At 71.8% G+C, this 20433-nt stretch carries 21 protein-coding genes; 9 read left to right on the forward strand and 12 right to left on the reverse strand.

Annotated elements, in window-relative coordinates; translation table 11 throughout:
* The coding region (locus AC1DV7_RS16400) for a TetR/AcrR family transcriptional regulator (RefSeq protein ID WP_477598356.1) at window positions 1-583 on the forward strand (583 nt) is incomplete at its 5' end.
* Window positions 584-617: 34 nt separating this feature from the next.
* Window positions 618-1967: an MATE family efflux transporter gene (locus AC1DV7_RS16405; protein ID WP_477598357.1), complete on the forward strand. Its 1350-nt coding sequence runs from the start codon at window positions 618-620 to the stop codon at window positions 1965-1967.
* 23 nt (window positions 1968-1990) lie between these two features.
* Here AC1DV7_RS16405 and AC1DV7_RS16410 read toward each other — a convergent pair whose 3' ends face one another.
* Window positions 1991-3517 (reverse strand): gamma-glutamyltransferase, encoded by a 1527-nt coding sequence (locus tag AC1DV7_RS16410; protein ID WP_477598359.1) that lies wholly within the window; start codon window positions 3515-3517, stop codon window positions 1991-1993.
* 305 nt (window positions 3518-3822) lie between these two features.
* Between AC1DV7_RS16410 and AC1DV7_RS16415 the strand changes: the two genes are divergently transcribed.
* From AC1DV7_RS16415 to AC1DV7_RS16435, 5 genes are all read left to right on the forward strand, one after another.
* On the forward strand, window positions 3823-4242 hold the full coding sequence (locus tag AC1DV7_RS16415) for a hypothetical protein (protein ID WP_477598360.1): 420 nt from the start codon (window positions 3823-3825) through the stop codon (window positions 4240-4242).
* Window positions 4243-4415: 173 nt separating this feature from the next.
* Complete coding sequence (locus AC1DV7_RS16420) at window positions 4416-5156, forward strand: hypothetical protein (protein ID WP_477598361.1); 741 nt, start codon at window positions 4416-4418, stop codon at window positions 5154-5156.
* Window positions 5157-5329: 173 nt separating this feature from the next.
* Window positions 5330-6406 (forward strand): efflux RND transporter periplasmic adaptor subunit, encoded by a 1077-nt coding sequence (locus AC1DV7_RS16425; RefSeq protein ID WP_477598363.1) that lies wholly within the window; start codon window positions 5330-5332, stop codon window positions 6404-6406.
* Window positions 6407-6417: 11 nt separating this feature from the next.
* Window positions 6418-7110, forward strand: coding sequence for an ABC transporter ATP-binding protein (locus AC1DV7_RS16430; RefSeq protein ID WP_477598364.1), 693 nt, complete (start codon window positions 6418-6420; stop codon window positions 7108-7110).
* A 49-nt stretch (window positions 7111-7159) separates the two neighbouring features.
* Window positions 7160-8368, forward strand: a complete 1209-nt coding sequence (locus tag AC1DV7_RS16435; RefSeq protein WP_477598366.1) for an ABC transporter permease — start codon at window positions 7160-7162, stop codon at window positions 8366-8368.
* Between the two features lie 25 nt (window positions 8369-8393).
* Here the strand turns inward: AC1DV7_RS16435 and iolD are convergent, their stop codons facing one another.
* Genes iolD through AC1DV7_RS16465 form a run of 6 tightly spaced genes read right to left on the reverse strand, consistent with a single transcriptional unit; the run spans window position 8394 to window position 15132 of the window.
* Window positions 8394-10385 (reverse strand): 3D-(3,5/4)-trihydroxycyclohexane-1,2-dione acylhydrolase (decyclizing), encoded by a 1992-nt coding sequence (iolD, locus tag AC1DV7_RS16440; protein ID WP_477598368.1) that lies wholly within the window; start codon window positions 10383-10385, stop codon window positions 8394-8396.
* Window positions 10385-11302 (reverse strand): 5-deoxy-glucuronate isomerase, encoded by a 918-nt coding sequence (gene iolB / locus AC1DV7_RS16445; protein ID WP_477598369.1) that lies wholly within the window; start codon window positions 11300-11302, stop codon window positions 10385-10387. Before iolB ends, iolD begins: the two co-directional genes overlap by 1 nt.
* The gene (locus AC1DV7_RS16450; protein WP_477598371.1) at window positions 11299-12198 is read right to left on the reverse strand and encodes a Cgl0159 family (beta/alpha)8-fold protein; all 900 of its coding nucleotides are present in this window, start codon (window positions 12196-12198) and stop codon (window positions 11299-11301) included. Before AC1DV7_RS16450 ends, iolB begins: the two co-directional genes overlap by 4 nt.
* Window positions 12195-13199 carry a 5-dehydro-2-deoxygluconokinase gene (gene iolC / locus AC1DV7_RS16455; protein ID WP_477598372.1) on the reverse strand — a complete coding sequence of 335 codons (1005 nt, stop codon included), beginning with the start codon at window positions 13197-13199 and terminating at the stop codon, window positions 12195-12197. Before iolC ends, AC1DV7_RS16450 begins: the two co-directional genes overlap by 4 nt.
* A gap of 23 nt (window positions 13200-13222) precedes the next feature.
* Window positions 13223-14131 carry a TIM barrel protein gene (locus AC1DV7_RS16460; protein WP_477598374.1) on the reverse strand — a complete coding sequence of 303 codons (909 nt, stop codon included), beginning with the start codon at window positions 14129-14131 and terminating at the stop codon, window positions 13223-13225.
* A complete protein-coding gene (locus AC1DV7_RS16465) occupies window positions 14128-15132 on the reverse strand; it encodes a Gfo/Idh/MocA family protein (RefSeq protein WP_477598376.1) in 1005 nt (334 codons plus the stop codon). Before AC1DV7_RS16465 ends, AC1DV7_RS16460 begins: the two co-directional genes overlap by 4 nt.
* Window positions 15133-15307: 175 nt before the next feature.
* Between AC1DV7_RS16465 and AC1DV7_RS16470 the strand changes: the two genes are divergently transcribed.
* Together AC1DV7_RS16470 and AC1DV7_RS16475 are read left to right on the forward strand one after the other, a co-directional pair.
* Window positions 15308-16045, forward strand: a complete 738-nt coding sequence (locus AC1DV7_RS16470; RefSeq protein WP_477598378.1) for a GntR family transcriptional regulator — start codon at window positions 15308-15310, stop codon at window positions 16043-16045.
* Between the two features lie 198 nt (window positions 16046-16243).
* Window positions 16244-17074 carry a M57 family metalloprotease gene (locus AC1DV7_RS16475; RefSeq protein ID WP_477598379.1) on the forward strand — a complete coding sequence of 277 codons (831 nt, stop codon included), beginning with the start codon at window positions 16244-16246 and terminating at the stop codon, window positions 17072-17074.
* Between the two features lie 62 nt (window positions 17075-17136).
* Here the strand turns inward: AC1DV7_RS16475 and rplI are convergent, their stop codons facing one another.
* From rplI to AC1DV7_RS16500, 5 genes are all read right to left on the reverse strand, one after another.
* Window positions 17137-17583, reverse strand: coding sequence for a 50S ribosomal protein L9 (gene rplI / locus AC1DV7_RS16480; RefSeq protein WP_477598381.1), 447 nt, complete (start codon window positions 17581-17583; stop codon window positions 17137-17139).
* A gap of 26 nt (window positions 17584-17609) precedes the next feature.
* Window positions 17610-17846, reverse strand: coding sequence for a 30S ribosomal protein S18 (rpsR, locus tag AC1DV7_RS16485; protein WP_056884210.1), 237 nt, complete (start codon window positions 17844-17846; stop codon window positions 17610-17612).
* Between the two features lie 150 nt (window positions 17847-17996).
* A complete protein-coding gene (locus tag AC1DV7_RS16490; protein ID WP_477598383.1) occupies window positions 17997-18560 on the reverse strand; it encodes a single-stranded DNA-binding protein in 564 nt (187 codons plus the stop codon).
* 72 nt (window positions 18561-18632) lie between these two features.
* Window positions 18633-18920, reverse strand: a complete 288-nt coding sequence (gene rpsF, locus AC1DV7_RS16495; protein WP_477598385.1) for a 30S ribosomal protein S6 — start codon at window positions 18918-18920, stop codon at window positions 18633-18635.
* A gap of 168 nt (window positions 18921-19088) precedes the next feature.
* Window positions 19089-20433 (reverse strand): glycosyltransferase 87 family protein (locus AC1DV7_RS16500; RefSeq protein WP_477598387.1); only part of this gene is annotated, 1345 nt, incomplete at its 5' end.

Raw genomic sequence — 20433 nt, forward strand, 5'->3', positions numbered from 1 at the left:
GGCCACGGCCGCGACCCGCGAACGCATCCTCGCCGCGGCGTCCGAGCTGTTCGCCGACCGGGGCTTCCACGCGACCCCGATGACCGCCGTCGCCGAGGCGTCAGGGCTGTCGCAGACCGGGCTGCTGCACCACTTCCCCAGCAAGGACGACCTCCTGGCCGAGGTGCTGCACCAGCGCGACCTGCGAGACCTGGCGATGTTCGCGACGGCCCGCGACCACGCGCCGCGCGGATGGGAGGTGTGGGAGGACATGACCACCCTCGTGCGGATCAACAGCGAGCGCGAGGCGCTGGTCCGGCTGTTCACCAGCCTCGCGGGTGAGGCCGTCGACCCCGACCATCCCGGCCACGCCTGGCTCGGCGAGCACCACGCCAGCGCCGTCGAGACGCTGGCCGCGGCGTTGCGTGACGCGGTCGAGGACGGCACGGCCAGGGACGGGATCCCCGCCGAGAGCCTCGCCCGTCAGGCGGTCGCGCTCATGGACGGTCTGCAGCTGCAGTGGCTCATGCGGTCCGACGAGGTCGACATGGCCGCGGACTTCGAGGAGTTCGTCACCACGGTCCGGTCCCGCTGGACACCCTGACCGACCCGGCGCGAGCCCCGGCTACCGTGGCGCGGTGACCACGAGGCCCCGCGACCCGGCCCAGAGCCGGCAGATCCTGCGGCTGGCCGTCCCCGCGTTCCTCGCGCTCGTCGCGGAGCCGCTGTTCCTGCTGGCCGACTCGGCGATCATCGGCCACCTCGGCACGCCCCAGCTCGCCGGTCTCGGCGTCGCGAGCGCCACCTTGATCACGGCGGCCAACATCTTCGTCTTCCTCGCCTACGGCACCACGTCGATCGTGGCGCGCCAGATCGGCGCGGGCAGCGAACGTGGGGCCCTCGAGGCCGGCATCGACGGCACCTGGCTGGCCGTCGGCCTCGGTGCGGTCACGTCGGTCGGCGTGGCCCTCGCGGCCGAGCCGCTGTGTCGCCTCTTCGGCGCCTCCCCCGACGCCATCGGGTACGCCGTCACCTACCTGCGCGTCTCCGCCCTCGGCATCCCCGCGATGCTCGTGGCGCTGGCCGCGACGGGGGTGCTGCGCGGKCTCCAGGACACCCGCACGCCCCTCGTCGCGTCGGTCTCGGGCTTCTCGGCGAACGTCGTGCTCAACCTCGTGTTCGTCTACGGCTTCGGGTGGGGCATCGCGGGCTCCGCCTGGGGGACGGTCATCGCCCAGACCAGTATGGCGGCCGCGCTCGTCACCGTGATGGTGCGGCACGCCCGGGCGACCGGGGCAACCCTGCACGCGCACCCGGTGCGGGTGCTGCGGGCCGCCGTCACCGGCATACCGCTGCTCGTCCGCACTTTGGCGCTGCGGGCGATCCTGCTCGTCACCACCTGGGTCGCCGCGGGGCTCGGCGACGTCCCACTGGCCTCCCACCAGGTCGCGGCGACCGTGTGGAGCTTCCTCGCGTTCGCGCTCGACGCGCTGGCCATCGCCGCTCAGGCACTGACCGGCAAGGCCCTGGGCGCGGGCGACGTCACGGCCGCCCGGACGGCCACCACGACGATGGTCCGCTGGGGGATCTGGGGCGGGGCGGTCCTGGGCCTGGTCGTGCTCGCCCTGCACCGCGTCCTGCCCGCGCTGTTCACGACCGACCCCGCGGTGCGCTCGGCGCTCGCGGCAGCGCTCGTGGTGGTCGCGATCGGGCAACCGCTCGCCGGCTACGTCTTCGTCGTCGACGGAGTCCTCATCGGAGCGGGAGACGGCCGATGGCTCGCCGGCGCGATGGCGGCGACGCTCGCGCTCTACCTGCCGCTCGCGCTGTGGGTGCACTCGGCCGGCGACGCCCTGCTCGGCCGCGGGGCGCCTTGGGCCGTATCCGTGCTGTGGGTGGTGTTCACCGCGTTCATGGCGATCCGCGCGTGCTTCTTCTGGTGGCGGATCCGCGGAGACGCGTGGGCGGTCACGGGCGCGGCCCGCTGAGCTTCCCGAGGTCGTGAGCCAGCTCAGGTGACGCGCGTCGCCGCCTCGCGCCGGGCGTCCCCGGCCGCCTGCAACGACCCGTCTGCCCGCAGGGCAGCCGCTCCCACGCCACCGAAGAACATCGACCGCTGCCCGTGCGAGTAGGTCGGCAGGCCGAGCGACTCCGCCGCCTCGACGATGCCGGGCTCGTCCTCGTGGTCGACCCGGGCCGAGCCGTCGTCGAGGAAGCGCACGTGGACGCGCGCGGCGTCTATGGCGTCCTGCAGGGGCAGTCCCTGGACGCAGTGCCGGTGCAGCACCTGCATGAGCGCTGTCGTGATGCGGTCGGCCCCGGGACTGCCGATGGCCAGGCCCGACCCGTCGTCGTTGCGGGCCACGGACGGCGCCATGTTCGAGGCCAGCCGGGTGCCCGAGGGCAGGGCGTGCAGCCCGTGGCGGTTGAGCTCGGGCTCGCCGAGGCAGTTGTTGAGCAACATGCCCGTCCCCGGCACGGTTGCCCCCGACCCGTAGCCGCTCGAGGCCGTGATCGCACACAGGGTGCCGTCGGAGTCCACCACCGAGACGTGCGCGGTCGACGACGACGTCGGCAGACCCGCCAGGCCGTACCGCTCGACGCGCTCGAGCAGCGCGTAGCCGTCCTCCTCGAGGTCCAGCGACAGGTCGTGCACCCCCAACCGGTAGCGCAGGACCGCGCGCTGCACCTCGACCACCCGCGCCCAGTCGGCCGACCGGGTCTTGGCCAGCTCGCGGACCATGACCGCGAGCATCGGCCCGCCCACCGACGGAGGGGGGTTCGTGGCCAGGTCCCAGTCACCCAGCCGCACCCGCACGGGCTGGCGCACGACCGCCCGGTATGCCGCGAGGTCGGCGGACGTGACCAGCCCACCGCGGGCCTCGCTGTCGGCGGCGATCCGCGCGGCGAGGTCGCCGGTGTACAACGACCGGGCGCCCTCCTCGCAGATCTGCTCGAGGGTCGTCGCGAGGTCGGGGTTGGTGGCCGTGTCGCCGGGCTGGAGGGGCGAGCCGTCGGCGCGCCGGATCAGGGGTGGGGTGTGCGGGTCCCACGCGAAGACCGAGTCACCGGTGATCGCCAGGTAGCTGGCCGCCGCGCCACCGATGCGGTAGCCCTCGCGCGCGGCGTGGACGCTGGGCGCGAGCACCTCACGCCACGGTGCGCGCCCGTGCCGGTCGTGGGCGACGCCGAGCGCCGCGAAGGCGCCGGGCGTCGCGACGCTGCCGTGACCGGCATACAGGGTGAGCCCCCCGCCGTAGCTCGTGGTGATCTCACGCAGTCCGGTGCCCAGCCGCTCGACCGGCAGTCCCCGCCCGGGCATCTCGACGTTGCCGTCGATCGTCTCGGGCTCGCCACCGGCCGGCCAGACGGTGACGAACGCTCCCCCGAGCACCGAGACAATGCCCGGCTCGGTGGTCATGGCCGCCACCATGGCCGCGATCGCGGCGTCCACGGCGTTGCCCCCGGCGGCCGTCGCCGCGAGTGCTGCCTCTGCCGAGGCGGGCCCGGTCGCGGCCACGGCCACACGCGTCGTCATGCCGCGATTGTGTCCCATGCCCGGACCGGTTGTCCCTGCGCGCGCGAATCGCCCTGCCATCGACCGCAGTTGCGCCAGCAAGCGTCAGGCGACGCGGAGGAGCACAAGTCAAAGATTTGGTAAAAGTTCCCTTGTCGTGGTTACGGCCTCCGCGAGCACGAGCGCGTGCGTGGACGGGTGGCGGCGGATCAGCATCGCGCCGGACTGGTCCGCGCATCTCGCTTGCAGGTCGTCCTGCGGCCCGTCCACAGTGTGCCCGGGTCCGCAGGGGCGGGCCCTTTCGGTTGAGCCGGGGAGGAATCACGATGAGAGCTCGACGTGCCGCCGGGGTGGCGGTTCTCGCGATGACCATGGGTGTCGCCACTGCGCAAGGGGCGAGCGCGGTCGACTGGCATGGATGCACGTCCGGCAGCCTCTGCGTCTGGCAGGGCCAGAACTTCACGCTGGCTGCCGTACCCGGCGGCAGCAAGTTCTCGCAGACCAACTACGCCTGGCGCTACGACGGCAACGGAGCCACGTTCGCCGTGTGGGACAACGACGAGTCGTGGGTCAACCACTCGTCCGCCGGAAACAGCGTCGGCGTCTATGCCAACGTGGGTTTCGCGGGTTGGGTCGAGGTGTGCCTCTACCCGGGCACGACCTTGACGGGCACCAGCGGCAGGAATGCCAACAACGGCCGATCGAACAAGTGGAAGTCCGGCAACGGTTGCTACGCCGCGGTGTAGGCATCGTCGTCGCCGGTGTGGTGACAGTCCTGACGGGTTGCGGGCCGACGGCTCAGGTGTCGGAACCGGCGCCCCATGCCGAGGTTTCTCCCATCGAATCACTCGTTCCGGTCCTTTCGCAGTCGGATGAGCGCACGCTCTGGGAGGCGCAGAGACGCCTCGTCCGCTCCTGCATGTCCAGGAGAGGGCTGGACTTCACGTTTCCGTCGTGGGAGGAGCAGCAGGCTGCCTCGGGTTTGCAGGACCAGGCCGTCTCCACCCCGCGAAGCGCGTTCGCGAACCCCGCGTGGGCCAAGCAGAACGGCTATGGCTTCGACGCCCGAGCCGTCGAGGCCATCCGAGGCAAGCACCTGGGTCCAGAGTCGGGAACGACGCTCGACACGGAGACCGAGGAAGCCCTCTACGGGTCCCCGGCAGCAGCCACCGAGACCATCGACCTGGGTCCAGAGCAGGGGAAGCTCTCGTTCGGACGAGATGGCTGCTACGCCCAGACCCAGCAGGTCCTGTTCGGCGACATCCGGGAGTGGTACACGGTTCGCCAGATCGCGACGAATCTCAGCGGCCAGCTTCACCGAGAAGCCCTGGCCGACCCAGCCGTCGCCAGCGCCCTCCAGGGCTGGCGAGACTGCATGGGATCAAGGGGCTGGAACAGCTTCCAGCAGCAAGGCGACGCGTTCGCTCGCGTCGCGCGCGAGTACGAGTCCAGACCCGGGAACGCCCGCAAGGTCGAGCTCACGATCGCGACCGCCGACGCCGAGTGCACCGTGTCCTCGGGCTACGACAAGGCACTGGGCAAGTCTGAGAAGGAGGTTGCGGAGGCTGCCCAACAGAAGGCGAACGCGACGATTCTGGGCTACGTCAGGATGCGTTCCGAGGCCATCAGCAAGGCGAACTCGATCCTGGGCGGCTCGTGAGTCCCCCCGGACCTGCCGCCTCGACCGCCGCGACCGGCACGAGACCCCGATTCAGGCTGATCGCGCTCGTGGTCGCACTCGCCGGCGCCTGTGTCGTGTGCTTCCTTCTGGGCGCCCGGATCTCCAACCCACGGCAGGCAGCGGCGTCGGCAGCTGCCCCTGACATCGGACCCGTGACGATCAAAGTCGAGCGAACGGTCGTCAGGCAGGAGGTCTCGTTCGGGGCGTCCCTGCAGCGCGGCGACCTCCCGGTGGCAGCACCTGCTCGTGACGATGCGTCTCTGGTGGTGACGGGTCTGCCCCTGCGCGCCGGCCAGGCAGTGGTCCTGGGTCGTCCGCTGGCGATGGTGTCCGGCCGGCCGATCCTCGTTCTGCACGGCAGCCTCCCTGCCTACCGGGACCTGAAGGAGGGGATGAGGGGACCCGACGTGAGCCAGCTGCGCGCCGCCCTCGACGAGCTCGGCCTGACGACGAGCAGCGACAGACGAGGAACCTTCGGCCGCGCGACGACCGCCGCTGTCGCCCGGCTCTACACGCGGGCGGGGTTCGACGCCCCCACCATCAACGGTGACGCCCCTGCATCGCCGGATGACGCCGCCGGACAGGTCATCGCCACCACGTACCTGCCGCGAGGTGAGGCGGTGTTCGTGACCGGAGCCGCACCCACCGTCGCCGAGGTCCGCGCCGGCGTTGGGCAGGTGGTCTCAGCCGGCGACACGATCCTCACCCTGCGGACCGGAACGCCGGTGCTGACCGGGGCGGTGGACCCCTCGCTGACCACGGCCCTCGTCCCCGGGCTGACCGGCGTGGCGACGGATCAGGCCTCGGGCAAGGAGTTCCCGGTCGTCACCACCCGCCTGCCCACCCTCTCCGGAGGCGCCGCCGCCGACGCTCCACAGGTCAAGGACAGCGAGAACGGACTGGCCACGACGGAGGCCACCTCCAACGTGGCCGTGACCTTCCGGGGGTCCCAGCCCATCCCCGCGTCGATGTCGGGTGCGTTCCAGGTCTCGATCACGATCAGGAAGACCGAGGATGAGGTGTTGGCTGTCCCGGTGAGCGCCGTCTCGACGACCAGCGCCGGAAAGACGGTCGTCGTGGTGCTCTCCGGTGACGGCACCGAGGACCAGGTCGAGGTGGCTGCCGGGATGTCCGGACAAGGCCTGGTCGAGATCTCGTCCACGGATCGCCGGCTCGTGGCCGGGACCCTGGTCGTCCTCGGTCACCGGCCCCGACGCGCGAGCCTGTGACGCGCGGCGTGGTGCCCACGGCAGCCCTGGAGCTCGTCGAGCTCAGGAAGACCTACCCGGGCGACGTACCCGTGCACGCGCTCACCGGTGTCACCCTCGGCATCGGTGACGGTGAGGCCGTGTCCGTCGTCGGCCCCTCTGGCTCGGGCAAGTCGACCCTGCTCAACATCCTCGGCCTCTTGGACCGCCCGTCGCAGGGCGACTACCGCATCGGCGGTGTCGACACCGGCGGACTGTCGGAGACGGCGAGAACCGCCCTGCGAGCGCACACCTTCGGCTTCGTCTTCCAGTCGTTCCATCTCCTGGACGACCGCGACGTCGTGGGCAACGTGGAGCTCGGCATGCTCTATGGGCGCAGGGGGCCGAAGGAACGCCGGGCGCGAGCGGCAGACGCTGTCCACCGGGTGGGGTTGGACCATCGCGCCGGCTCGCGTCCGCGCACCCTCAGCGGGGGTGAGCGCCAACGGGTGGCCATTGCTTGGGCCATCGCGGGCCGGCCGGCCGTGCTCCTGTGCGACGAGCCGACTGGCAACCTCGACTCAGCCACGGCAGACGGGATCATGCAGCTCCTGAGGTCGCTCAACCACGAGGGCCTCACGCTCGTGGTGGTCACCCACGATGCGTCGGTGGCGCGCAGCATGCCGCGCACGGTCCGCGTCCGCGATGGGCAGGTACGCGAGGAGTTCCACAGTGCGCCGGCCTAGGTGGCGCACGCCGTCCAGGCGACCCGGTGCGGCTCACCTCCGTGACGCAGTGTCCAGGCTGACGTGGGGGGATCTGCTCGACGAGGTCTCTCTCAGCATCTTCGCAAAGCCGAGCCGGGCGGTCCTGACGACGCTCGGGACCGTCTTGGGCGTCGCCACCGTGATCTGCACGGTCGGACTGTCCCAGACGGCCGCTGCCCAGGTGACTGCTCGCTTCGACGCGCTCGAGGCCACCACGCTGGTCGTCCGTGACTCCCGGCCTGACGCCCACCTGCCGCCCTTCGGTGCGGATCGACTGGCTGCCCTGCGCCGCACACCCGGTGTGGAGGCAGCCGGCGAGTCATGGGCCCTGCCGCACGAGCTCGCCGCCAGTCTCCTGGCGCGCACCGATCCCACCCACCCACCCGTGCGGCTGACCGTCCAGGCCGTGACCCCGGAGACCATCGAGGCCGTCGGTGGGGTCATGGGGGCTGGGGTCCCGCTGGGCGAGTTCCACCTGACCAGCGACGAGCCGGTGGTCGTGCTGGGCAGCGGCGCTGCCGCTGGTCTCGGGTTCGATCCGCTCTGGACGGGTCGAAGCGTCCATCTCGCAGGTCAGCGCCTCACGGTGATCGGCGTCCTGACCAGCGCACCCCGGCGCCCCGAACTCCTGTCGGCGGCGCTCGTGACACCAGGAACGGCCCTGTCATTGAGCAGGGTCGTGTCAGGCCCCGGCGCCACGACTCTCCCCCACGAGGTCACGATCAAGGTTCGAACGGGTGCGGCTCGGGCGGTCGCCGAGGTGGCGCCGCTCGAGCTCCTTCCCACGGATCCCGGTCGACTCACGACTGAGGTCCCGCCCTCTCCGGCCGAGTTCCGACAACAGGTCCAAGGCGATCTGGGCACCGTGTTCTACGTGCTCGGAGCCGTGTCGTTGCTGCTGGGCCTGCTCGGCATTGCCAACTCGGGCATGGTCGCCGTCATGCAGCGCAGAGGCGAGTTCGGACTCAGACGGGCTCTCGGCGCACGACCCCGCCACATCGCTGCACAAGTCCTCACCGAGGCAGCCGTACTGGGCGCGCTCGGAGGGGTGGGAGGACTGCTGTCCGGCTTGGCCGTCATCCTGGGCACGGCCCTGCACCGCGGCTGGGTGCCCGTCCTGAACCCCTCCATCATGGCTCTGGGCGGGCTCTCAGGGCTGGCGACAGGACTTCTGGCAGGCATCTACCCTGCGTGGCAGGCATCGCGGGTCGAGCCGGTCGAGGCGCTCCGGACCTAAGGGCTTGACCCGGGCGGACCACAGGTCAAGCCGTACTCCCCGGTGACGCCGGTGGCCGCGGCGGTGTCACGAATGTGCGCTGGCGTGTCTTGTGCTCCACGTAGTCCTCGCGCGCCGACCGGGTGCTGTCGAGCTCCGAGACCTCGCTGACCGGCACGTCCCACCACGCCTGGCTGTCGGGGGCAGACACCGTGGGGTCGGTCTCGACGTGGATGACGACCGGGCCGGCGTCGGCAGGCCACGCCTTGGCCTCCCGGACGCCCTGCTCGAGCTCGTCACGCGAGTGCACCTCGATGACGTGGGCCCCGAGGCTGCGCGCGTTGGCGGCGAGGTCGACCGGCAGCCGTTCGCCGTCGAGCCTGCCGCTGGACGAGTCGCGGTAGCGGTAGCTGGTGCCGAACCGCTGCGACCCGAGCGACTGCGAGAGGGCGCCGATCGAGCCGAACCCGTGGTTCTGCACGAGCACCACGATCACCTTGACCCGCTCCTGGACGGCCGTGACGAGCTCGGTCGGCATCATGAGGTAGCCGCCGTCCCCGACCATGGCGAAGACGTCACGGCTGTCGTCCGCGAGCCGGATGCCGATCGACGCGGGCACCTCGTAGCCCATGCAGGAGTAGCCGTACTCGACGTGGTAGCCCTTGCGGTCCCGGACCCGCCACAGCTTGTGCAGATCGCCGGGCATGGACCCCGCCGCGCAGAGGACGACGTCGCGCAGGTCGCTCAGCTCGTTGACCACACCGAGCACCTCGGACTGGGTGAGCACACCGTCGGCGAGCGCGGCGCTGACCTCGGGCGGAGGGTTGAAGGCTGCCTCGACGACCGCATCCCACTGTGCCCAGAGGTCCGCCTGCCGCTCGCGGTAGGCGGGCTCCACGGCATACCCCTCGAGGGCCGCGGCGAGGGCGGTGAGGGCCTCGCGGGCGTCGGCGACCACCGACAGACCCGCGTGCTTGCCCGCGTCGAAGCGGGCGATGTTGAGGTTGACGAAGCGAACACCCTTGTCCTGGAACGCGGTTCGTGACGCGGTGGTGAAGTCCGACCAGCGCGTCCCCACGCCGATGACGACGTCGGCCTCGCTGGCGAGCGCGTTCGCGGCGGTGGTGCCCGTGGAGCCGATCGCCCCCATCGCCTGCGGGTGCCCGTGCGGCAGGGACCCCTTGCCCGCCTGGCTCTCCCCCACCGGTATGCCGGTCTGCTCGCAGAGCGCGCGCAGCGCCTCCTCGGCCCCCGAGTAGTGCACGCCGCCGCCGGCGACGACCAGGGGCCGCTTCGCGGCCCGCACGATGGCAGCGGCGTCCTCGATGTCGACCGCCTCGGGCAGCGGCCGCGCGACCCGCCAGACCCGCGGTGCGAACAGGTCGAGCGGCCAGTCGAAGGCCTCGGCCTGCACGTCCTGCGGCAGGGCGATGGTCACGGCGCCCGTCTCGACCGGGTCCGTGAGCACCCGCATCGCCCCCAGCAGCGCGGAGGGGAGCTGCTCCGGCCGGGTCACCCGGTCGAAGAACCGCGACAGCGGGCGGAAGGCGTCGTTGACGGTGACGTCCGCGGCATACGGCACCTCGAGCTCCTGGAGCACCGGGGTCGCGACGCGGGTGGCGAAGGTGCCCGAGGGCAGCAGCAGCACCGGGATCCGGTTGATCGTGGCGAGCGCGGCGCCGGTGAGCATGTTGGTGGACCCCGGCCCGACCGACGCCGTGCACGCCCACGTCTGGAGGCGGTCCTTCTGCCGGGCGAAGGCGACGCTGGTGTGCACCATGGCCTGCTCGTTGCGGGCCAGCACATAGGGGAGGTGCTCCTCGTGACCACCCCGGCTGTCCGCCAGCTCGTTCTGGAGCAGCGCCTGGCCGAGGCCCGCGACGTTGCCGTGGCCGAAGATCCCGAAGCACCCGGCGAAGAGCTTCTGTCGCTCGCCGTCGCGCTCGGTCCACTGGTTCGCCAGGAACCGCACGACGGCCTGGGCGACGGTCAGCCGGACCGTGGACAACTCGGCGGACGACTCGGGTTGCTGCGACATCAGCTGCCTCCAGATGGGAGTCGGGGGTCGAGTGACTGCGAGGTCCAGGTCTCGCGGACCCAGGCATGGGCCGGGTCGTCGCAGATCAGCCAGGCCCGCTCCCGACCCGGACCGGCCATCACGTTGAGGTAGTAGAGGTCATAGCCGGGGGCGGCCATCGAGGGGCCGTGCCAGCCGTGCGGCACGAGGACCACGTCTCCGGTGCGGACCTCGGCCAGGACGTCGATGGGGCGATCGTCCGTGCCGTAGACCCGTTGGTAGCCCACGGGATCCACGGTGTCGGCGGTGGGCGCGCCTGCCTCGACCTGCACCTCGAAGTAGTAGATCTCCTCGAGCTCGGTCTCGACGCCGTCGCGCTCCTCGTCGTGCTTGTGCGGCGGGTACGAGCTCCAGTTGCCTGCCGGCGTGATGACCTCGCAGGCAATGAGCGAGTCCGCGTCGAGGACGCCGGGCGTCCCGAAGTTGCGCACCTCGCGGCTGGCCTGCCCGGCTCCTCGCAGCTCGACCGGCACCTCGCCGGCGCCGAGGTGACGGAACGGCAGGGCGTCCTCGCGCTTCGACGCGGCAGCGAGGGCGACGGCGACCCGGGCAGGTCCGTCCCCCGTCAGGGTGACCCGCGACCCGCGAGGCAGGTACGCGACGTCGGTGGGCCCGGCGAACACCGAGGCCCGACCGGCCAGCTGCACCTCCTGCTCACCGCCCGTGTCGTCGACGCAGTGGACGCTGAGCGCCCCCGCGAGGGGCACCACCACGCCCTCCTGCGCGCCCAGCTCGAGGGTGCGGCTCTGCCCGTCGGCGAGGGACCCGACCCGCAGGCCGGTGTGGACCCAGCCGTCGCGGGAGTCGTCGACCACGACGTCCCAGCCACCGCCTGCACCGGCCCCCAGGGGCAGCACCCAGCGCCCCTGGTCGCTCACGCCACCACCTGGGCCCCGTGGACCAGCCCGGCGGCGACGTCCACCGCGGCCGCGACGTCCCCGTCGGGTGGGTAGAGCAGCGCCCTGCCGACGACCAGCCCGCGCACTGCGGGCAGCTCGAGCGCTCGGCCCCACGCGGCATACGTGTCGGCGGCGTCGCCCTGGGGATCACCACCGAGCAGGAGGGTGGGCAGGGTCGTCGCCTCCATGACTCGTTYGAGCTCGTCGACCACGGGCAGCTTGAGCCAGGTGTGGGCGCTGGTCGCGCCGAGCCCGGCGGCGATGTGGATCGACCGGATCGTCGACTCGGGGTCGAGCAGGTTGACCACCCGCCCGTCCCGGCGCTCGGACAGGAACGGCTCGACCATCGCCATGAGCCCGCGCTCGGCGAGCTCGCCGACGGCCTGCGCACTCGCCTCGAGGGTCGGCGCGGTGCCAGGGTCGTCGAGGGCCACCCGGGTGAGCATCTTGCCGCCCTCGAGCCCGTCCCGGGCGATCTGCGCGGCCGTGTAGGCGGTGAAGCGGTCGTCGAGCTCGAAGCACGCACCCTGCAGCCCGCCGCGGTTCATCGACCCGATCGCGACCTTGCCCTCCAGGGCGCCGAGCAGCAGCAGGTCCTCGAGCACGTCCGGGGTGCCCAGCACACCGTCGACGCCCGGACGGGACAGCGCAGTCACGAGGCGGTCGAGCAGCTCGCCGCGACTCGCCATGGCGCCCGAGTCGCCACGCACCCCGAGCGCCCCTCGGGCGGGGTGGTCGGCCGCGACCACGAGCAGCCGGCCGTCCTCGCCGACGAGCCCGCGGCGCCGTCGCGCCTGCCAGGCCGCCGCGATGCGGTGGGGCTCGCGCACCCTGATCTCGGTGAGGTCGGCCACCGTCACGACAGCGGAGGTCATCGCGCCGCCCCGGAGGTGCGCGTGGCGCCGAGGCGCGACTCCACCTCGGCGGAGGTGGGCATCGCGGTCGAGCACTCGAGCCGCGAGGCCACGATGGCCCCGGCGACGTTCGCGAACTCCACCACGCGGCGCAGGTCCCAGCCGCTGAGCAGCCCGTGGCACAGGGCGCCGCCGAACGCATCTCCGGCACCGAGCCCGTTGACGACCTCGACCGGGAACGGTGGCACCTCGACGCGCTCGTCCCGCGTGACGGCGAGCACGCCCCGGGGACCCTGTTTGACGACGGCCAGCTCGACCCCTCGCTCGAGGAGGGCGTCCGCGGCGCGGTGGGGGTCGGTCTCGCCCACCGCGACCTCGCACTCCTCGCGGTTGCCGACCGCGACGGTGACCTGCTCCAGGGCCCGGCCGACCTGGGCGCTGGCCGCCTCGGGCTCCGGCCAGAACATCGGTCGGTAGTCGAGGTCGAGCACGGTGTGGCGCCGTCGGCCACGGACCTGCCAGGCCCGCCAGTGCGCGCTGCGGCTCGGCTCCTGGGAGAGCCCGGTGACGGTCGCCCAGAAGACGCCGGCCTGCGCGATGGCCTGCTCCGGCAGCTCGTCGGGCTCGATCAGCAGGTCCGGGGCCGTCGGATAGCGGTAGAAGTACAGCGGGAAGTCGTCCGGCGGGAAGATCTCGCAGAACGTCACGGGGGTCGGGGGTCCGTCGACCTCGGTGATGAACCGCGGGTCGACCCCGAGCCGCTGCGACTCCCGGCGCACGTACCGGCCGAAGGCGTCGCGGCCGGTCCGGGTGATGAGGGCGACGGCGTGGCCGTGCCGGGCCGCTGCGACGGCGACGTTCGTGGCGCTCCCGCCGAGGAACTTCTGGAAGGTCTGCACGTCCTCCAGGCCGACCCCGCTCTGGAGCGGGTAGATGTCGGCGCTGATCCTGCCCATCGCCACGACGTCGTATGCCGTGCCGTCACCCGGGGCGGCCGCGGCGCCAGTGGGGGCGTCGCCCACGGGCTCACCCTCGCTGCCCACCATCAGATCCCCACACCCGATCGCTGCGCGGCGATGCCGAGCAGCAGGTACAGGCTGGTGCGCACGTCCTCGACCGGACCCTCGTCAGTGGGCTCGGCGTCGAGGATGGTGTCCTGCTCGAGGACGTACCACCCGGCATACCCGCTGTCCTCGAGCGAGTTGACGATGGCGGCGACGTCCACGTCTCCCTCACCGAGGGGGACGTACAGCCCACCCGCCACGGCCTCGGTGTAGGTGACCTCGCCCGACCGGACCCGCTGGGCCCAGTCGAGGCGGACGTCCTTGAGGTGGACGTGCTTGACGCGCTGGGGGTGCTCGCGGGCCACCCGGACCGGGTCCCCGCCACCGATCAGCAGGTGACCCGTGTCGAGGCACAGCCCGACGCGGCTGCCGGCGAGCACCCGGTCGGTCTCGTCACCCGTCTCGACCATGGTGCCGACATGGGGGTGCAGCGTCGCGGTGAGACCGCGGGCGGCCGCGGCGTCGGCCAGCACGTCGAGGTTGGCGAGCAGCGTCGCCCAGCCCCCGTCGTCGAGCTCGGGACGCGTGTCGTAGCCGTCGGACCCGGTCGCGGCGGCCAGCACGAGCGTGGACGCACTCGCGGCGACAAGCCCGTCCATGGCCAGCTCCACCTCCGGGAGCGGGTCGTGACCGGGGTCGTGCAGCACGACGGGGACGAACTGTCCGACCGCCAGCAGTCCGTGCTCGGCGAGCACCGCTGCCTTCTCGGCGGGGTCTGCCGGCAGGAAGTCGTCGGGGCCGAACTCCGTGGCGGCCAGGCCGACCTCGCCCATCTGGGTGAGGACGGTCGCCGGGTCGTACTGCCAGCCCCAGCCGGGGACCTCGCAGACGCCCCACGAGATCGGGGCACCGGCGACGCGGTCGTCGAGCGGCGGGATGGTGAGGTTCACAGGGTCTCGATCTCCTCCAGGCGCACGACGCGCCCCTCGCGGCGGGACAGCTCACACGCCTCGGCGGTCCGGAACGCCTGGAGGGCGTCCTCGACGGTGCACGGGCTCGGCCTCCGTCCGGCCGCCACCTCGGCGAACGCGGTCAGCTCGGCACGGTACGCGGGCAGGAACCGGTCCATGAAGGACTGGTGCGGCGGGCCGGGCGGGAACTGCGCGCCGGGCTCGGCCGACCGCATCGCCAGCGAGTCGTCGAGGCCGACCGCCATCGCACCGGCGCTGCCGTGCGCCTCCATGCGGACGTCGTGGCCGCCGCCGTTGTAGCGGGTCGAGGACACGAGGACCAGCGTGTCGTCGTCGAGGGTGAGGACCGCGGCGGCGGTGTCGACGTCGCCGGCTTCGGCGAAGAACGGTGCGCCCTTGTTGGCGCCGGTCGCGTAGGCGGACACGACCTCCCCTCCCGTCACGAACCGGACGATGTCGAAGTCGTGCACGTTGCAGTCCCGGAAGATCCCGCCACTGCCGGGGATGTATGCCGCGTGCGGCGGGGACGCGTCGTGCGTCGCCGCGCGGATGGTGTGGACGAAGCCCAGCTCGCCACCGCGGACCGCCTCCGCGAGGCGCCGGTAGCCGCGGTCGAAGCGGCGCTGGAAGCCGATGTGCACGGGGGTGTCCGAGCTCGCCGCCAGCTTGGCCAGCTCGAGCGTCTCGGTCAGCGTGGACGCCACCGGCTTCTCGCAGAAGGTGGGGACCCCGGCCTCCAGCCCCTGGCGCAGCAGGGTGGCGTGCGCCGGTGTGGCCGCCGCGATGACGAGGCCGTCGACCCCCGACGCCAGCAGGGCCGCCGGGTCCTCGGCGAACCCGACGTCCAGCTGGGCCGCGACCTCCCTGGCGACCGTGGTGTCCGCGTCCGTGAGGACCAGTTCGTCCACGAAGTCGAGCCCCTGGAGGGTCTGGGCGTGGAAGGCCCCGATCCGGCCGACTCCGACGAGCCCGATGCGCATCGCTGCTCCTTGTCCTGTGGTGCTGGGCGTGCTGACGTGGCGACCGAGGCCCGCGGGTGCGCGTCGTGCCGGTGCTGCGACTCAGCGTGACGGTGGGCCGATCGGCTGTCAACTATTTGTCCTTACATTCTCATGTGCTATCCACCTGTGCGGGAAGCCACTACGATTCGCCGGTATGGCGCAGCAGCTGGACCTCCGCATCGACCGGTCCTCGCCGGTGCCGCTGTACCACCAGCTCGCCGAGCAGCTCGGCGCCGCGATCGCCAGCGGCCAGCTCCAGCCGGGGGACGCGTTCGAGAACGAGGTGGGCCTGGGCGAACGGCTGGGCCTGTCCCGCCCGACGGTCCGCCGGGCGATCCAGGAGCTCGTGGCCCAGGGCCTGCTCCTGCGTCGGCGGGGGCTGGGCACGACGGTCGCCACCCGCAAGGTCCACCGCCGCGCGGAGCTCACCAGCCTCTACGACGACCTCGACCGCGCGGGCGCCCGGCCGCGGACGACCGTGCTCGGCCACGAGGTCGTCCGGGACGAGGTCGTCGCCGCAGCGCTCGACCTGCCGGCCGACACCGAGCTGCTCTCGATCGTCCGGCTCCGCTGGTCCGGCGACGCCCCCTTGGCGGTCCTGCGCAACTGGTTGCCACCGCACCTCGCCGACATCGGACGCGAGGAGCTCGAGCAGCGAGGGCTCTACGAGATCCTGCGCGACCGGGCCGTCCGCCCGGTGGTGGCCCACCAGTGCATCGGCGCCCGGCCCGCGACGGCGACCGAACGCCGCCAGCTGCGGATCCGGGGCAACGAGCCGGTCCTCACCATGACCCGCAGCGCCTTCGACGCCCTCGGCAAGCCGGTCGAGTACGGCGACCACTGCTACCGGGCGGCCAGCTACAGCATCGAGGTCATGGTCGACGAACGCTGATGGTCCGTCCCGATGCGCCCCATCGACGAACTTTGACCAACTTGTCCGACTCCTGACCAACTCCTGCCGAATCCCCACCATTCGCGGACGTCCACCACAGCGATGGTGACCGCAACGCTTCCTAGGGTGGCGACACCCCGCCTCCGGACGGGACGTCCCGGAGCGGGAAACCCCCGGCTCCGCCACGAAGGGAAACCCATGAAGCGCACATCACTTCGCATCGCCCTCGCCGCCTCAGGAGTCGCGGCCCTGTCGTTCGTCACCGCAGGAGTCGTCGCCGCCGCGCCCACCGGCACGACCGGATCCTCCAGCGAGGTCCCGACGTTCCAGGAGTTCGCCGACGGCGCCTACCAGGACATCGACGGGCAGTACGTCGTCAACGGTGACGAGGTCGAGGGCAGCAGGGGCGGGCTGCGGCAGTTCTACGACCGCATGATGTCCGAGGCCAAGACCGACCCGGACTCCCTCATCGTCAACACCGTCAACGGCGTCGACGACAAATGGAGCGCCTCGCAGGCCCTCAACCTGACCTACTGCGTCAGCGACAAGTTCGGTGCGCGCAAGGGCGACATCATCAACGCCATGAACGGCGGCTCCGGCCTGTGGGAGTCCGCCAGCACCAAGGTCAACTTCGTCTACGTTCCCGCGCAGGACGCCAACTGCAACACCCGCAACAACGCGATCCTGTTCTCGGTCGAGCCGGTCTCGACCACGCAGTACATCGCCCGGGCGTTCTTCCCGAGCACCGCCAAGCGTTCCCGCAACGTCCTCGTCGACGACTCGATCTGGACCTCGGGCTCGTGGACCCCGGCCAACATCCTCGGCCACGAGCTGGGCCACACGCTGGGCTTCCGCCACGAGCACACCCGTCCCGAGGCCGGGACCTGCTTCGAGGACAACAACTGGCGTCCCCTGACGCCGTACGACAGCTCGTCGATCATGCACTACCCGCAGTGCAACGGCGGGTCGGCCAACCTGCAGTTCCAGGCCAGCGACGCCACCGGCGTGCGCGCGCTCTACGGCAGCTGACCCCGACGCGAAGGCCCGTCACCCCAGCGGGGTGACGGGCCTTTGCTGTGCCGTGGCTGCGGTCAGCCGGCGACGACGTGGAGGGTGACCTTGGCCTGCACGTCGGGGTGCAGGCGGACCAGGGCCTCGTGGGTGCCGGTCGACTTGATCGGCGTGGTGATCTCGATCTTGCGGCGGTCGAGCTCGGGGCCACCGGCAGCCTTGACGGCAGCGGCGATGTCCGTGGTCGACACGGCGCCGAACAGGCGACCCGAGCCGCCCGCGTGGGCGACGACCTTGACGGCCTTGTTCTCGAGGTTGCCCTTGATCGACTTGGCCTCCTCGAGGGAGTTGATCGCGCGGACCTCACGGCCCTTGGCGATCGAGTCGACCTGCTTCTGCCCGCCCTTGGTCCACGCGGTGGCCAGGCCACGGCGGAACAGGAAGTTGCGGGCGTAGCCGTCCTTGACGTCGACGACGTCACCGGGGTTGCCGAGGCTGGAGACCTCGTGGGTCAGAATGACCTTCATTGTCAGTTCCTTCCGTAGGTCCGGCGTCAGCGGGACGAGCTGGAGTAGGGCAGCAGCGCCATCTCGCGGGCGTTCTTGACCGCGGTGGCGATGAGTCGCTGCTCCTGGACGGACACACCGGTCACCCGCCGAGCGCGGATCTTGCCGCGGTCGGAGATGAACTTGCGCAGCAGCGCAGTGTCCTTGTAGTCGATGTTCTCGACCTTCGCCGCCTTCAGCGGGTTGGCCTTCTTCTTGGGCTTGCGCACAACGGGCTTGGCCATCGTGGTGCTCTCCTTCTGTTCAGGATGAGCCCTGGTCTCCCAGGGATGGTGTTCTTGCTCTTTTCGGTGGGTATGCCGTGTGCTCACCACCCGCGCTCATCGCGCGGAGGGGGCCACCCGGCATACCGGAGTGATCTGGACCTGCGTCGATCAGAAGGGGGGCTCGTCGTAGGACGGCGCTCCGCCGCCCCAACCGCCACCCTGCTGGGCTCCACCCTGGCCGGCCGCAGGGGCCGCCTGGCCACCGGCCGGACCGGTCGCCCAGGGGTCTTCCTGCTGGCCGCCGTAGCCGCCACCGGAACCGCCCTGGCCACCCTGGCCGCCACCGGAGAAGCCTCCGGCGTTGCCCCGCTGGGTCTTGTTGACCTTGGCGGTCGCGTAGCGCAGCGAGGGGCCGACCTCGTCGACCTCCATCTCCACGACGGTGCGCTTCTCGCCCTCCTTGGTCTCGTACGAGCGAGACTTCAGGCGGCCGGACACGATGACCCGGGTGCCGCGCTGCAGCGACTCGGCGACGTTCTCTGCCGCGTCACGCCACACCGAGCAGCGCATGAACAGCGTCTCGCCGTCCTTCCACTCGTTGGACTGTCGGTCGAACTGTCGCGGCGTCGAGGCCACGGTGAAGTTCGCGACGGCAGCACCCGAGGGGGTGAAGCGCAGCTCGGGGTCGCCGGTGATGTTGCCGATGACGGTGATGACGGTGTCGCCAGCCATGGAGCGTGTCCCCTGTCGTGTCAGGTGTGGGTCGGGTGGATCAGGTGGTGGTGCAGGTCAGGTCGGTGCAGCTCAGGCGCCGGGGCGCAGGAGCTTGGTACGCATGACCGACTCGTTGAGGCCGAGCTGACGGTCCAGCTCCTTGGCCGTGGCCGGCTCTGCGGTGAAGTTGACGACGGCGTAGATGCCCTCGGACTTCTTCTTGATGTCGAAGGCGAGCCGACGACGGCCCCAGATGTCGACGTTGTCGACGGTGCCCTTGTCCTTGGTGACGACGGTGAGGAACTTGTCGAGCGACGGCGCGACGGTCCGGTCGTCGAGCTCGGGGTCGAGGATGACCATGAGTTCGTACTGACGCATGCTGGTAACCCGCCTCCTTTGGTCTGTGCGGTCACGGTCTCTCCGTGACAGGAGGGTTGCAGTGCGATCCCCCGCAGCGACTGCCCCGGGGGAACCTGAATAGGATACCGGCCCGCGCCGACAATCTCCGAATCGTTGTCCACAGCCGCCGGGGCCGCCGGGCCGGGGTCAGCCGAAACGGACCAGCAGCTGGTCGGTGGCGTCGGTGAAGTCGCCCGCCAGCTCGTCGACGACGGCGTCCGAGTCCGGGTCGACATCGGTGTCGGCGGCGGTGTCGGTGTCGGCGTCGAGGGGTTCCTCGGCCGGGGTGTGCTCGGGGCGGGCCGCGGCCGTGCTCCAGACCCGCCAGACCAGGTAGCCGACGGCCGCGACGCGCAGGGTGAGGAAGAGCGCGTACCAGCCCGCGGGCAGCCCGCGGTCGGGGGTCGACAACCCGGCGACGTACAGCCAGACGCCCACGAAGTGCAGGGCCTCGGCGCCGGCCCAGACGAGCGAGTCGCGCCAGCGCACCCCGCACAGGGCGGCGAGCGGCACCAGCCACAGGGACGCCTGCACCGGGAACGCCTTGCCCGTGACGAGGGCGAGGGCCACGAGGACCAGGGCCACCTCGCCGAGCGTCGGCCGGCGCCAGGTCGAGAGCGTGAAGAGCGCGCCCGCCACGRCGGTGACGACCAGACCGGCCACGGCCAGCGCCGTGGCCCCGCCGGGCGGCAGCGGCGACAGGCCGACCAGCTGCGGCAGCATCCACGGCGACCCGAGGCCGGCGGGCGAGTCCCACCAGACCAGGGTCGAGCGCAGGATCGCCGACGGGTTGCCGACGAGGAAGGGCACCAGCACGACGGCCACGGTGGCAGCGGCCGCCGCGAGGACCCGCCGCACGGCGACCAGGCGTCCGGTGCGGACACCGAGGAGCACCAGGGCGAACAACAGCAGGAGCGGATAGGTCCGCGCCATCACGCCCAGGCCGAGCAGGACGCCTGCCTGCACGGGTCGTCGCCGCCCCCAGGCCCACAGGCCCGCCGCAGCCAGGACGACGCCGAGCAGGTCGACCGAGACGAGGCCGGCCAGCAGCAGCACCGGGCTGAGGGCCACCTGCGCCGCCGCGTGGGCGTGCCGTGGCCGGGAGGAGGCCGTGAACCAGACGACGGCGAGCGCGAAGGCCGTCGCGAGCAGCGCCCACAAGGCGAAGTACCACCGGGTCTGCGCCAGGAACGACCCGCCGGGCACGAGCCCGCCCACCAGCGCCATGACGGACCCCGTGATCACCGGGTGGTCCGCCGTCACACCGGTGCCCCCGACATACGCCGACAGGCCTGAGTCGAGGTGACCGAGCTGGTACTGGGCGGGCAGGTCCGAGAAGCAGGCGTGCCAGAACTGGTCGGACCCGGTCCAGCCCTTCTGGACGCAGTGCGCCTTCTGGCCCACGGCGGCCGCCATCGTGGCGGCCGTCGCGGCCAGGAGCGCGGCCGTGGTGGCGGCGAGCGACCCGGCGCGGGCCGAGGCGTGCGCGCCG

It is taken from the genome of Pedococcus sp. P2_E4 (genome assembly GCF_056403935.1).

What these genes read in the sequence shown, in the direction of transcription:
- AC1DV7_RS16410 (WP_477598359.1), bottom strand. Translation starts at nt 3,517, where the DNA reads ATGACGACGCGTGTGGCCGTGGCCGCGACCGGGCCCGCCTCGGCAGAG.
- AC1DV7_RS16415 (WP_477598360.1), top strand. Translation starts at nt 3,823, where the DNA reads ATGAGAGCTCGACGTGCCGCCGGGGTGGCGGTTCTCGCGATGACCATG.
- AC1DV7_RS16420 (WP_477598361.1), top strand. Translation starts at nt 4,416, where the DNA reads ATGTCCAGGAGAGGGCTGGACTTCACGTTTCCGTCGTGGGAGGAGCAG.
- iolD (WP_477598368.1), bottom strand. Translation starts at nt 10,385, where the DNA reads ATGTCGCAGCAACCCGAGTCGTCCGCCGAGTTGTCCACGGTCCGGCTG.
- AC1DV7_RS16465 (WP_477598376.1), bottom strand. Translation starts at nt 15,132, where the DNA reads ATGCGCATCGGGCTCGTCGGAGTCGGCCGGATCGGGGCCTTCCACGCC.
- AC1DV7_RS16470 (WP_477598378.1), top strand. Translation starts at nt 15,308, where the DNA reads ATGGCGCAGCAGCTGGACCTCCGCATCGACCGGTCCTCGCCGGTGCCG.
- AC1DV7_RS16475 (WP_477598379.1), top strand. Translation starts at nt 16,244, where the DNA reads ATGAAGCGCACATCACTTCGCATCGCCCTCGCCGCCTCAGGAGTCGCG.
- rplI (WP_477598381.1), bottom strand. Translation starts at nt 17,583, where the DNA reads ATGAAGGTCATTCTGACCCACGAGGTCTCCAGCCTCGGCAACCCCGGT.
- rpsR (WP_056884210.1), bottom strand. Translation starts at nt 17,846, where the DNA reads ATGGCCAAGCCCGTTGTGCGCAAGCCCAAGAAGAAGGCCAACCCGCTG.
- AC1DV7_RS16490 (WP_477598383.1), bottom strand. Translation starts at nt 18,560, where the DNA reads ATGGCTGGCGACACCGTCATCACCGTCATCGGCAACATCACCGGCGAC.
- rpsF (WP_477598385.1), bottom strand. Translation starts at nt 18,920, where the DNA reads ATGCGTCAGTACGAACTCATGGTCATCCTCGACCCCGAGCTCGACGAC.